10 protein-coding genes are annotated in these 12229 nt (G+C 62.4%); 8 read left to right on the forward strand and 2 right to left on the reverse strand.

What is annotated here, in order from left to right:
* Positions 1 to 4: 4 nt before the first annotated feature.
* The 6 genes from QMY55_RS04690 to QMY55_RS04715 all read left to right on the forward strand — a co-directional run bounded on the left by QMY55_RS04690 (position 5) and on the right by QMY55_RS04715 (position 7350).
* Positions 5 to 874, forward strand: coding sequence for a class I SAM-dependent methyltransferase (locus QMY55_RS04690; protein WP_283487517.1), 870 nt, complete (start codon positions 5 to 7; stop codon positions 872 to 874).
* A 139-nt stretch (positions 875 to 1013) separates the two neighbouring features.
* Positions 1014 to 2816, forward strand: coding sequence for a GspE/PulE family protein (locus QMY55_RS04695; protein WP_283487518.1), 1803 nt, complete (start codon positions 1014 to 1016; stop codon positions 2814 to 2816).
* Between the two features lie 191 nt (positions 2817 to 3007).
* Complete coding sequence (locus QMY55_RS04700; protein WP_283487519.1) at positions 3008 to 3496, forward strand: tripartite tricarboxylate transporter TctB family protein; 489 nt, start codon at positions 3008 to 3010, stop codon at positions 3494 to 3496.
* 15 nt (positions 3497 to 3511) lie between these two features.
* Complete coding sequence (locus QMY55_RS04705) at positions 3512 to 5023, forward strand: tripartite tricarboxylate transporter permease (RefSeq protein WP_283487520.1); 1512 nt, start codon at positions 3512 to 3514, stop codon at positions 5021 to 5023.
* A 125-nt stretch (positions 5024 to 5148) separates the two neighbouring features.
* The gene (locus QMY55_RS04710) at positions 5149 to 6453 is read left to right on the forward strand and encodes a DUF3422 family protein (RefSeq protein ID WP_283487521.1); all 1305 of its coding nucleotides are present in this window, start codon (positions 5149 to 5151) and stop codon (positions 6451 to 6453) included.
* Positions 6454 to 6552: 99 nt separating this feature from the next.
* On the forward strand, positions 6553 to 7350 hold the full coding sequence (locus tag QMY55_RS04715) for an SDR family oxidoreductase (RefSeq protein WP_283487522.1): 798 nt from the start codon (positions 6553 to 6555) through the stop codon (positions 7348 to 7350).
* A 63-nt stretch (positions 7351 to 7413) separates the two neighbouring features.
* On the opposite strand, the gene QMY55_RS04720 is transcribed toward QMY55_RS04715, so the two are convergent.
* Positions 7414 to 8313 carry a DMT family transporter gene (locus tag QMY55_RS04720; protein ID WP_283487523.1) on the reverse strand — a complete coding sequence of 300 codons (900 nt, stop codon included), beginning with the start codon at positions 8311 to 8313 and terminating at the stop codon, positions 7414 to 7416.
* Between the two features lie 149 nt (positions 8314 to 8462).
* Between QMY55_RS04720 and QMY55_RS04725 the strand changes: the two genes are divergently transcribed.
* Positions 8463 to 9266, forward strand: coding sequence for an NUDIX hydrolase (locus QMY55_RS04725; RefSeq protein WP_283487524.1), 804 nt, complete (start codon positions 8463 to 8465; stop codon positions 9264 to 9266).
* Between the two features lie 33 nt (positions 9267 to 9299).
* Here QMY55_RS04725 and QMY55_RS04730 read toward each other — a convergent pair whose 3' ends face one another.
* Complete coding sequence (locus tag QMY55_RS04730; RefSeq protein WP_283487525.1) at positions 9300 to 10964, reverse strand: Na/Pi cotransporter family protein; 1665 nt, start codon at positions 10962 to 10964, stop codon at positions 9300 to 9302.
* Between the two features lie 478 nt (positions 10965 to 11442).
* Between QMY55_RS04730 and QMY55_RS04735 the strand changes: the two genes are divergently transcribed.
* On the forward strand, positions 11443 to 12177 hold the full coding sequence (locus QMY55_RS04735; protein WP_283487526.1) for a hypothetical protein: 735 nt from the start codon (positions 11443 to 11445) through the stop codon (positions 12175 to 12177).
* Positions 12178 to 12229 lie beyond the last annotated feature (52 nt).

Here is a 12229-nt window from a genome sequence, read left to right on the forward strand (position 1 = left end):
AAACGTGATTCGTAAAACCCGTGGCGGCGCCAAGTCCGCGCAAGACAAGAAAGTGGCGACGGCGCCTGACCTGCCCGAAGTCAGCGTCTCCGACGACGGCGATGTCCGTTATCTGCACCTGGGCACGCCCTGGGTGCAGGGCTCCATGCGCATACGCGACCCCTTCGACATTGATCTCGAGTATGTGCAGCGCATGATGGGCTGGCTGCTGTTTGCAGACCCTGCGGAGGTGCCCCGTATGCACGCCATGCAGCTGGGTCTGGGCGCTGGTGCCATCACCAAGTTCTGCCACAAGAAGCTGCGCATGAAGACCACGGCCATCGAGCTGAACCCGCAGGTGCTGGCCGTGTGCCGCAGCTGGTTCAAGCTGCCGCCCGACAGCAGTGCGCTGCAGGTGGTACTGGCCGATGCGGCGGTGGAGATCCAAAAGCCCGAATGGCATGGCACGGTGGATGCGCTGGCCGTGGACTTGTACGACCACGAGGCGGCGGCGCCGGTGCTGGACAGCGCCGAGTTCTATGCCGACTGCCGCAATCTGTTGACCGAGGACGGCATCATGACCGTCAACCTGTTCGGCCGCTCATCGAGTTTTGACAGAAGCCTGGATCAGATGGCACAGGCTTTCGGTGAAGACGCACTCTGGGCCTTTCGCCCCACGCGCGAAGGCAACACCGTGGTGCTGGCCCAGCGCACGCCGCGTGTGCTGCAGGGCGCCGAGCTGGATGTGGCTTGCGATCAGGTGCAGGCCCGCTGGGACCTGAACACCACGCGCTGGGCCAAGGTATTTGTTCCTGCGCGCGATGCCGAGGCGGGCAGTACGCTGGCCAAGGTCAAAGCCAGGATCGAGAAGATCAACCGCGGCCAGACGGACTGATTGGACAGGCCTGACGCTCGATACAGATGCTGAGCTGAATCAGCCAATGGTGCCTGGGATGCGCTGAAGGCTAGCCGGGCGCTGCAGCAAGGTCGTCGAACGGGGTACAGTCGAAGCAGTTTTTCTGCCCAGGCCCATCATGTCCTTGATTGAACCCACTCTTACCCGGCCCATCGAGTCTGCAGCCTATCAGGGGCCGCTGGACTGGCGCATGCTGGTGCAGTGGTTGCAGGACGACGGCGTGATCACGGCGCAGGAAGCCGAGCGCACGGTGGCGCGCTGCTCGGCGGCCGAAAGCGTGCAGCTGCCGCTGGTGCGGCTGGCCAATGTGGGGGTGCAAGGCGCGCAGTCCGGCAGGCCGTTGGATATTGAAACCCTGACCCAGTATCTGGCCCGGCGCAGCGGCCTGGCCTATCTGCGCATCGATCCCTTGCGTGTGGATGTGGGCCGTGTCGGTGAGGTCATGAGCGCCAGCTATGCCGAGCGTCACAAGGTGCTGCCCGTGCAGGTCACGAGCAAGGAAGTGGTGATAGCCACGGCCGAGCCTTTCATCACCGACTGGGTCGGCGAGGTCGAGCGTCAGGCACGCCGCAGCGTGCGCTGCGTGGTGGCCAATCCTCTCGATATCAAACGCTTTACAGCGGAATTCTTTGCGCTGGCCAAGTCCGTGCGCGCCGCCGAGAAAGCCGGGGGAGCCGCCAGTGCCGCCAGCTTTGAGCAACTGGTGGAACTGGGCAAGAGCAACAAGCAGCTTGACGCCAACGACCAGGGCGTGGTCAAGGTGGTGGACTGGCTCTGGCAGTACGCTTTCGATCAGCGCGCCAGCGACATCCATCTGGAGCCGCGGCGCGAGCAGGGGGTGATCCGCTTTCGCATCGATGGCGTGCTGCACCCGGTCTACCAGATGCCCATGGGCGTGCTCAATGCCATGGTCGCGCGCATCAAGCTGCTGGGCCGCATGGACGTGGTGGAAAAGCGCCGCCCGCTGGATGGCCGCATCAAGACCCGCAACCCGCGTGGCGAGGAGGTGGAAATGCGTCTATCGACGCTGCCCACGGCCTTCGGCGAAAAGATGGTGATGCGTATCTTCGACCCCGAGAACACGGTCAAGAACCTCGATGCCCTGGGCTTCAGCGCTCATGATGCCCAGCGTTGGGAAGAGCTGGTCAAGCGGCCCCACGGCATCATTCTGGTCACCGGCCCCACGGGCTCGGGCAAGACCACCACGCTGTATTCCACGCTCAAGCGCGTGGCGACCGAGGAGGTCAATGTCAGCACGGTGGAGGACCCCATCGAAATGATCGAGGCCAGCTTCAATCAGACCCAGGTCCAGCCCCAGCTGGACTTCAATTTCACCGAAGGCCTGCGCGCGCTGATGCGCCAGGACCCGGACATCATCATGGTCGGCGAGATCCGGGATCTGGCCACGGCAGAGATGGCGGTTCAGGCCGCGCTGACAGGGCACCTGGTGTTCTCCACGCTGCATACCAACGACGCTCCCAGCGCGGTCAGCCGTCTGATGGAACTGGGCGTGCCCGCCTATCTGATCAATGCCACCTTGCTGGGGGTGCTGGCCCAGCGTCTGGTGCGCACGCTGTGCGCCGCCTGCAAGCAACGCGATGAGGCGGCCACGCCAGAGGAGCTGGCCGAAACCGTCAAGCCCTGGAAACTCAGCGGCAGCTACCAGCCCTACAAGCCCGTGGGCTGCGAGGACTGCCGCATGACGGGCTATAGGGGACGCATGGGACTTTACGAGTTGCTGATGGTCTCGGAAGCGCTCAAGAAGCAGATTCACGATGCCCCATCCATGGATGCCTTGCGCCGTCAGGCGGTGCAGGATGGCATGCGCCCGCTGCGGCTTGCCGGCGCTTTGCGGGTGGCAGAAGGCGTCACAACCTTGTCCGAAGTGCTGGCCTGCACGCCATTGATGAGCGAAATCTGAACTGCTCAATGTGTGCGCCTGCTTGCGTCTTGATGCAGGCAGGCAAAACATTCCATGACCGTTTTCTGGATACGGAAATGTGTGCAAAACGTCGACACTAGGGTATGCCCTCTGTAGGTGGAATCCACATCAATTTGGCATATCTATGAAACGAGAATCGCCAAGTCGTGATTTCCGTAAGGAGACGTTTTGTGAAAATCAAGAGCCAAAAAGACTTTTTCTCCGGTCTGATGTTCTTGGTCGTCGGCCTCGCATTTGCGATCGGCGCATCCAACTACACCATTGGCACCGGTGCCCGCATGGGGCCAGGTTACTTCCCTCTGATTCTGGGTGTGCTCATGGCCATCCTGGGTGCAGCCATCTGCATCGGCGGTTTGACCAAAGGCCCCGAAGGTGGTGACAAGATCGGCAAGTGGGCCTGGAAGCAGGTGTTCTTCATTCTGGCAGCCAACTTTGCCTTCGGCATCCTGTTGGTCGGTGTTCCTGGTCTGGGCATTCCTCAGTTCGGTCTGGTCATTGCGATCTACGCACTGGTCTTTATCGCAAGCATGGCGGGCGATAAGTTCAACTTCAAGGAAACAGCCATCCTGTCCACCATTCTGGCGGCTGGTAGCTATTTCGCTTTCGTGTGGGCGCTGAATCTGCAGTTCCCCGTGTGGCCTAGCTTCATCGCTGGCTAATCAGGAGCATCGTCCATGGATCTGATTCAGAACTTGTCGACGGGTTTTGGCGTGGCTTTCACGTTCCAGAACCTGATCTACTGCTTTGTGGGCTGTCTGCTCGGTACGCTGATCGGCGTGCTGCCCGGCATCGGCCCTGTGGCAACCATCGCCATGCTGCTGCCCGCAACCTATGCACTGCCTCCCGTGGCGGCGCTGATCATGCTGGCAGGTATCTACTACGGCGCCCAGTACGGTGGCTCCACCACCGCCATTCTGGTGAACCTGCCCGGTGAGTCTTCGTCGGTGGTGACCGTGATCGACGGCTACCAGATGGCCCGAAAAGGACGAGCAGGCCCTGCGCTGGCAGCGGCCGGTATCGGCTCCTTCTTCGCTGGTTGTGTGGGTACCGTGATTCTGGCTGCCTTCGCTCCTCCTTTGACCGAAGTCGCCTTCAAGTTCGGCCCTGCCGAGTACTTTTCGCTGATGACCCTGGGTCTGATCGGTGCCGTGGTTCTGGCTTCCGGCTCGCTGCTCAAGGCGATCGCCATGATCGTGCTGGGTCTGCTGCTGGGCATGGTCGGTACCGACGTGAACTCTGGTGTGGCCCGCTACAGCTTCGACATTCCTGAGCTGACCGACGGCATCGACTTCGTCGTGATTGCCATGGGTGTGTTCGGCTACGGTGAAATCATCTCCAACCTGGCTCAGCCTGAAGACGAGCGCGAAGTGTTCGCCGCCAAGGTGACCGGTCTGATGCCCACCAAGGAAGACTTCAAGCGCATGCTGCCCGCCATGCTGCGCGGTACAGCCCTGGGCTCGGCTCTGGGTATCCTGCCCGGTGGCGGCGCCATGCTGTCGGCCTTTGCTGCCTACACCATCGAAAAGAAGACCAAGCTCAAGCCCGGTGAAGTTCCTTTCGGTCAAGGCAATATTCGCGGCGTGTGCGCTCCCGAGTCGGCCAACAACGCCGGTTCGCAGACATCGTTCATTCCTCTGCTGACCCTGGGTATTCCTCCCAACGCCGTGATGGCGCTGATGGTGGGTGCCATGACCATCCACAACATCCAGCCCGGTCCTCAGGTGATGACCAGCAACCCCGAACTGTTCTGGGGTCTGATCGCCTCCATGTGGATTGGTAACCTGATGCTGATCATCCTGAACCTGCCGCTGATCGGCGTCTGGATCAAGCTGCTGACCGTGCCTTACCGCTGGCTGTTCCCCTCGATCGTGCTGTTCTGCGCGGTGGGTGTGTACGGTACCAACAACAATGCATGGGACGTGTGGATGGTCGGTATCTTCGGTTTCATCGGCTATGTGTTCCACAAGCTGGGTACCGAGCCTGCGCCTCTGCTGCTGGGCTTCATCCTGGGCCCGATGATGGAAGAAAACCTGCGCCGTGCCCTGCTGCTGTCGCGTGGTGATTGGTCGGTGTTCGTGACCCGCCCCATCTCCGCCTGCCTGCTGGCCGCTGCCGTGGTGCTGCTGGTGGTGGTGCTGATGCCTGCAGTGAAGAACAAGCGTGAAGAAGCCTTCGTGGAAGACTGATCGTCAATCTGATCGCTGATCATCGTTAAAGCGGCCCTTATGGGGCCGCTTTTTTTATATGAGGACCTTTGTTTCAGGGGCCATGGATTAGGGCGGCAAAATAGCTGCAGTTACTTGAGGATTGCATGGCTTCGTCTCTATTGCCCGAGCAGCACCCGGAGCGGGTTCAGCTGCATAACGAAATTCACGCTCGCCCCGCCGAGATCATCGAAGCTCCGCTGGCCATCACGCATATCGTGATGCTGACCGATGCAGCCCAGCGCGAGGCCAGCCGTGCCCATGTGGCAGCGCTGCTGCGTGACCATCATCGCCCGCTGCCCGATGCCGCAACCACCCATGTGCTGATCGACCTGGGCGCATTCCGCCTGCGCTGGGAGCAGCACACCGAGTTCGTCGCCTGGACCTTTGCCACGCCCATGGAGCCGTCTTCCGTGGCCGATATGCGAGAGCCTGAAACCGCGATCAATGCCGTGCCGCAAAGCTGGCTCAGAAAGCTGCCTGGCCAGTGCCTGAGCAGCCTGCATCTGTGGGCGCTGAGTGAGAGCGCGGTCGACGCGCCGCAACTGGTGCGGCATATGCTGCATGCGGACACCCTGGTGGGCTCCCGTGTGGCAGGCGATGCAGGCAGCATCTATACCGATTTTGCGATTCACGCCGATGGCTTTTCGCGCATGCTGCTGCTGGCCAGCGATGAGCTGACGCCACGCCGCCTGGGCCGCCTGGTGCAGCGGCTGCTGGAGATCGAAACCTACCGCATGGCGGCTCTGCTGGGCCTGCCCGCCGCGCGCAAGGCCGCAGCCGTGCTGGCCACGGCAGAGCGCGAGCTGGCCGAGCTGGCCCATGCCATCCGTGCAGCCGACCGTGATACCGAACCGGCGCTGCTGGACCGCCTGACGCGTCTGGCCGGTCAGGTGGAGAGCGAATATGCGGCCACGCATTCGCGTTTTTCGGCCAGCTCGGCTTACTTCGAGCTGGTGGAGCGGCGCATCCAGGAGCTGCAGGAAAGCCGGGTGGACGGTATTCAGACCATACGCGAGTTCATGGACAGGCGGCTGTCTCCGGCGCGTGCCACTTGCGAATGGGCCACACGCCGTCAGAATGCCTTGTCCGAGCGGGTCTCGCGCGTCAGCAGCCTGCTGCGCACGCGGGTCGAGATCGAGCAGCAGCAAAGCAGCCAGCAGTTGCTGGGCACCATGAACGACCGCCAGGGCATGCAGCTGAAGCTGCAGTCCACGGTGGAAGGCCTGTCGGTGGCGGCCATCACCTACTACATCACCGGCCTCATCAGCTATCTGGCCAAGGGGGCGCAGAAGCTGGGCTGGCCCTGGTCGCCGGAGTCCACGGCGGCCGTGGCCATCCCCATCGTGGCTTTCTCCGTCTGGTGGTCGCTGCGCAGACTGCACCACAAGCTGTTTGGACGTCATGCATGAAATTGGGCTCTAGCGCTTATGTATCAAGCGTTAGAAGCTATGTATTTTGATGTTTCCGGGCATGAGTGCCCGGATGGAAAACCGTGAAAGGACTCCGAAATGGACTTTGGTATCTCCGGGCGCTGGGCTTTGGTCTGTGGCGCCAGCAAGGGACTGGGTTTTGGCTGCGCCACGGCACTGGCGCAAGAGGGCGTGAATCTGGTCGTCAATGCCAGAAATGCCGAAGCGCTGCAGACTGCCGTGCAGAAGCTGCAAGCCATTGCTCCGCAGGTCCAGGTGATCGGCGTCGCTGCCGACATCACCACGCCCGAAGGCCGCAGCGCCGTGTTTGAAGCCGCTGGCGGCCCAGGCAAGGACTTCGACATCGTGGTGACCAATGCCGGTGGTCCGCCCCCCGGCGACTTCCGCAGCTGGGATCGCGAGGCCTGGATCAAGGCCGTGGACGCCAATATGCTGACTCCCATCGAGCTGATCAAGGCCACGGTGGACGGCATGGCCGAACGCGGCTTCGGCCGCATCGTCAACATCACCTCCAGCGCGGTCAAGGCGCCCATCGACATTCTGGGCCTGTCCAACGGTGCACGCAGCGGCCTGACGGGCTTTGTCGCGGGTCTGGCACGTTCGAGCATTGCCGCTCAGGGCGTGACCATCAACAACATCCTGCCGGGCAAGTTCGATACCGACCGTCTGGCGGCCACACACCAAGCTGCGGCCACCAAGACCGGTAAGGACCTCGATGCCGTGCGCCAGGCCCAGGCCGCACAGGTTCCCGCCAAGCGCTTCGGTACGGCCGAAGAGTTCGGTGCCATCTGCGCCTTCCTGTGCAGCCGTCAGGCCGGCTATATGACGGGCCAGAACATCCTGCCCGATGGTGGTCTCTACCCCGGCACCTATTGATCGGTGATGGATCTATGAACGCACAAAGCCCCGCATTGCGGGGCTTTGTTGTTGGGGCTGTGCTTATTTGCGGGACGACACGACGATGCCGGCCACGATCAGCGCAAAGGCGATGGCGTGATAGAGGTGCGGCGTCTCGCCCAGCACCGGAATCGACAGCAAGGCCGTGAACAGCGGAATCAGGTTGCCGAAGAAGCCCGCAATGGCAGGCGTTGCGCGCTGCACGCCCATGCCCCAGAAGCGGTAGGCCAGAATGGCAGGCCCCACGGCAATGAACAGCAAAGCGCCCAGCAGCGGCCAGCCGGGAACAAAGCGGAAGTCGCCCAGCAAGGCCTCGCCCCCGGTGAACAGCGCCGACCAGGCCAAGCCAAACGTCACCTGGGCCAGCAGAAAGCTGGCCCAGTGCGCCTTGACCTCCTGCGGCCCGGTGCTGCGCGAAAGCAGCCAGGTGTAGAAAGCCCAGGCAATCGTCGCCAGCATCATGAAAAGGTCGCCCGCCACAAAGTGCAGACCGAGCAGGGTTTGCAGATCACCGCGCGACATCACCACCGCCACGCCAAGTATGGACAGCGCCGCGCCGCAGAGCTGGCGGCGGCTGACCGCAATGCCCCAGAACAGACGGCCTATGGCCAGCATCCACACCGGCATGCTGGAGCTCACCAAGGTCACATTGAGCGGCGTCGAGGTCTTGAGCGCCAGGTACAGCAGGGCGTTGTAGCAGCCTATGCCCAGCAGGCCCAGCAATGCGTACTGGCGCCATAGGGGCCAGATGGGGCTGCTCCTGCGCAATACCTGCCAGGCCAGCGGCAGCAAGAGGACAAAGGCGATGCCCCAGCGAAAGAAATTGAGTGCAAAAGGGGAGATCAGGTCATGGGCGAGGCGGCCCACGATGGCATTGCCTGCCCACAGCAGCGGTGCCAGAGCCAGCATGGCTGCGGTGGAGGGCTTGAGCGAAGCATTCATGGAGCGTCACTGTACCGCGTGCTGCTGCGAGCGAGGCCTTCGCGCGCTGACTCATGACGCGTGCAGTCCTGTGCGGGACGCCGCAAATAGTGAGGCAAGCCTTCCCTGATGGAGAAGCTGAGCACAATGCCGACCATGGGAGATTTTTCATGAATCAGCAAACACGACAATGGCTGCAGGAACAACGCGCCCAGGCCCATCAACCGCTTTTGCGGGACAGGCAGGACCTGTGTGTGGATGGCGAGCAAGTAGGCAGCATAGAGCCCGCCCTGGTGCAGCAACTGGGGCCGACCTTGCTGGATGCCCATGCCGTGCATCTGCAGCACCGCGATGGCCAATGGGACTTGCAGGGCGAGGGCAGCGCCACGCAGAGGCTGAACCGGCTGGCGCTAGCCTTGCGCGGCGCTGGTCTGGCGGGGGCTTGGCGAGACGAGCAACTGGCGGTCTGCAACGGCGCGGGCCAGCGGATTGCCACGATAGAGCGGGGAGCAGTGCGCCCGCTGGGAATTGCCACCCGCGCCGTGCATCTGGTGGGGGCTGTGGCGGACGGGCGTTTGTGGGTACAGCAGCGCTCGCAGAGCAAGGCCAACAACCCGGGCATGTGGGATACCTTGATGGGCGGAATGGTGTCGGCCCAAGACAGCCTGGAGCAGGCCTTGGCGCGCGAAACCTGGGAGGAGGCAGGGCTGGAGCTGGCAAGCCTGCAAGGCCTGCGTCATGGCGGGCATGTGGACTTTTCCCGGCCCAGCGACGAGGCAGAGGGCCAGGGGCTGATGCGCGAGCATATCGACTGGTTTGCCGCGCAGCTTTCGGAATCCCTGATGCCCGCCAACCAGGATGGCGAGGTGCAGCGCTTCGAGCTGCTGCACCCGCAAACCGTGGAGGCCTGGCTGGTGCAGGGCCGTTTCACGCACGAGGCCTCTTTGATCCTGGCCGCGTACATGGGCTGGTAGCAGCGGCGGTCCGGCGCGAGGCGTGCGTGACGCTTAACGCTTGGCGTCCAGCGCGGATGGCTTGAGGCGGCTGGGCGCCAGCGCACCGGCCTGCTCCAGAATCGGATAGGCGACCGAGCACAGCAGGGAATTGATGCGCTTGAGGTCACTGATCATGTCGATATGCAGCGAGCTGGTCTCTATGCTCGATACCGTGTGCTGAGACAGGCGCGCCAGGTGAGTGGCGGAATAGGCCAGTTCCAGATCGCGGAAACGTGCTTTTTCTTCCAGCAGCTTCTGCGCCTCGCGCGCATTGCCGTTGAGGAACACGCTCATGGCTAGGCGCAGATTGTCCAGCAGATGCTGGGTCAGCTCGTGGATTTCCTGCATGCCGGCCTGCGAGAACTGGCGTCCCTTCTTGATCTTCTTGTCTTCCAGGTCCAGCAGCACGCGCTCGATGATGTCACCGATCTGCTCCATATTGATGGTGAAGCTGATGATTTCCGTCCAACGCTGGCCTTCGCGCTCGTCCAACTCGGCGCGTGAAATCTTGGTCATGTAGTACTTGATGGCCGAGTACAGATCGTCGACCGTGGCCTCGAGGTTGCGCACCTCTTCGGACAGCTTGGCGTCATCGGTTTCAGCCACTTTCTGCAGACCGATCAGCATGGACTCGATCACATCAGCCTGGTGCAGCGATTCGCGCACGGCGCAGCTGATAGCCAGCGAAGGCGTGGACAGGGCCGAAGGGTCCAGGTGACGGGGGCGCAGCAGTTTGGCCGAGCTTTCCTCCTCGGGCTTGGGCAGCATGATCGTGACCCAGCGGGCCACCAGTTGCGTGAGGCCGATGAAGCACAGGCTGTTGAAGACATTGAAGGCCAGATGGAACATGACCACGTTCTGGCCGGGGTCCGACAGATAGGGCTGCACATAGTGCGACCACAGGCCGATGAAAGGCGCAACAATGGCCACGCCCATGATCTTGAACAGCAGATTGCCGATGGTGACCTGGCGCTCTTCCACGGCCGACTTGGCGGTTGTGATGGCTGCGACCAGGCCGCTGCCCAGGTTGGCGCCCAGGGTCAGGCCCAGGGCCACATCCAGAGGAATGGCGCCCGAGCTGGCCATGGCTGCAATCAGCAGCACCACGGCCAGGCTGGAATAAGCCACGACGGCCAGTACGGCACCCAGCAGCAGTTCCATGAACAGATCGCTGCTGACCGAGGCCAGCAGGGTGCGCACGGCCTCGGCCTGCAGCAAGGGCTCGGTGGCCTCCACCACCAGACGCAGGGCCAGCAACATCAGGCCCAGACCGATGAGCACGCGGCCGATACGGCCGGGCTTGGAGTCCTTGCGCGTGATGTAGAGCACCACGCCGACAAAGATGAACAGCGGCGACAGCCAGGACAGGTCGGTGGAGAACAGCACGGCCATCAGCGCCGTGCCCACATCGGCGCCGCGCATCACTGCAAGAGCCGAAGGCAGGGTGATCAGGCCCTGGCCCACAAAGGATGAGGTCATCAGCGACGTGGCGGTGCTGGACTGCACCAGGGCCGTGACGCCCATGCCCGAGAGTGCCGCCGAGAAGCGGTTGCTCATGCTGCGGGCGAGGACGTTACGCAGATTGGCGCCAAAGACCTGCAGAACGCCGGTGCGAACCATCTGTGAGCCCCAGACCAACAGAGCTATGGCTGCTAAAAGATTCAGTAGATGCTTCATGTGCTATAGACGAAGAAGCAATCAAATATACCTCTGACTGACGAGCCATGCTGGCTTCGCAGTTTCCAAAAGGTGCATATCAGTGCGAATTAAGGGTAAATATGGGCGCGAAATTGTGCGTTTTCGAAAAAACACGCGTTTCCTCACATGGCATCGGTCGAGTCTGATCCGGGCAGTGCGCGCTGCATCGACCCTGGCGCCGAATTTCCGTGCCAGAAATCATGCAAATTCGGCACTGTAGTCACCTGCGGGGGCGGCACCGCTCGAGGCCAGACTGCTGGCCCAGGACGGAATTGTCTTCCTGGCAGGGCGCATGCCGGAGGTGGGTGGCCGTCCCGGCCCTGAATATCTCACCGGCCGGATGCAGCAGTTTCTGGGCTGGCTGCAGGCCCAGGCCGGGCAGGGGATGGCGGAAAACCCTTAAAGTGTCCCATATGCTGGATCGACAGGCGCCAGCTGCTATCAATATGGGTGAAACATGATTCCTGGTGCGGGCGGCGCGGCGGCTGCCGGTTTTTTGCTGATGGTGCTGGCGGCGTTCATCGGAGCGCTGCTGCTGCTCTGGTGGGGCTGGCGGCTGTGGAATGAGCGGCGCGGCACACCGCGCCCACCGCTTCGTCTATGGCAATGGGGGCTGGCCATCGTGCTGTCCGTGCTGCCCATATCCACGGCGCTCTCGCTGGCACAGTGGGCCCTGCATGACTTCATGAGGGAGCGAAAAATGGCGCAGCAGGACAGGCTCAAGCATTTCACCTTGCGGCAGGCCCTGCCCTGGGGCGAGATCACCCTGCCTGCTGGCAGCCATGCGCAGCGCGAGTTGCTGGAGGGCGATGAGCGCTTGAGGGGCGATGCTTCGGATCTGCGCAGCCTGACGGATATACGCTTTGCGCAGGCCGTGACCTGGGGCGAGGTGTCGGTGAATGCAATGAGCCTGAGCGGCAGGCAGTTGCTGCTGGAGCTGGACCGGCCTCACCGCTTTGCTGCACCCGCTCAGGCGCAGGACTGCCCTGCCGGATTTACCGCACAGTTCAATGCCCTCAAGGAGCCGGTGCTGCTGGCCGATGTTCCTTATCCGGTGTATGAGGCCCGGCCGCTGAACATGGCGGACTGGGTATTCGACAGCTGCTATCAAACCCAGCCCATTGCCGTGCGTTACTGGCGCGATGGTGAGCTGGTCTGGGCGAAGGCACCGGACTATGGCTATGAAGAATAAAACCCGCTGCTCTTGCGAGTCAGCGGGTCTTTGAATTGATAGCGGCCTGCGC

This window comes from Comamonas resistens (genome assembly GCF_030064165.1).
GTDB lineage: Bacteria > Pseudomonadota > Gammaproteobacteria > Burkholderiales > Burkholderiaceae_C > Comamonas > Comamonas resistens.

Coding starts and splice junctions, on each gene's coding strand:
- QMY55_RS04695 (WP_283487518.1), top strand. CDS start 1,014: ATGTCCTTGATTGAACCCACTCTTACCCGGCCCATCGAGTCTGCAGCC.
- QMY55_RS04705 (WP_283487520.1), top strand. CDS start 3,512: ATGGATCTGATTCAGAACTTGTCGACGGGTTTTGGCGTGGCTTTCACG.
- QMY55_RS04710 (WP_283487521.1), top strand. CDS start 5,149: ATGGCTTCGTCTCTATTGCCCGAGCAGCACCCGGAGCGGGTTCAGCTG.
- QMY55_RS04715 (WP_283487522.1), top strand. CDS start 6,553: ATGGACTTTGGTATCTCCGGGCGCTGGGCTTTGGTCTGTGGCGCCAGC.
- QMY55_RS04720 (WP_283487523.1), bottom strand. CDS start 8,313: ATGAATGCTTCGCTCAAGCCCTCCACCGCAGCCATGCTGGCTCTGGCA.
- QMY55_RS04725 (WP_283487524.1), top strand. CDS start 8,463: ATGAATCAGCAAACACGACAATGGCTGCAGGAACAACGCGCCCAGGCC.
- QMY55_RS04730 (WP_283487525.1), bottom strand. CDS start 10,964: ATGAAGCATCTACTGAATCTTTTAGCAGCCATAGCTCTGTTGGTCTGG.
- QMY55_RS04735 (WP_283487526.1), top strand. CDS start 11,443: ATGATTCCTGGTGCGGGCGGCGCGGCGGCTGCCGGTTTTTTGCTGATG.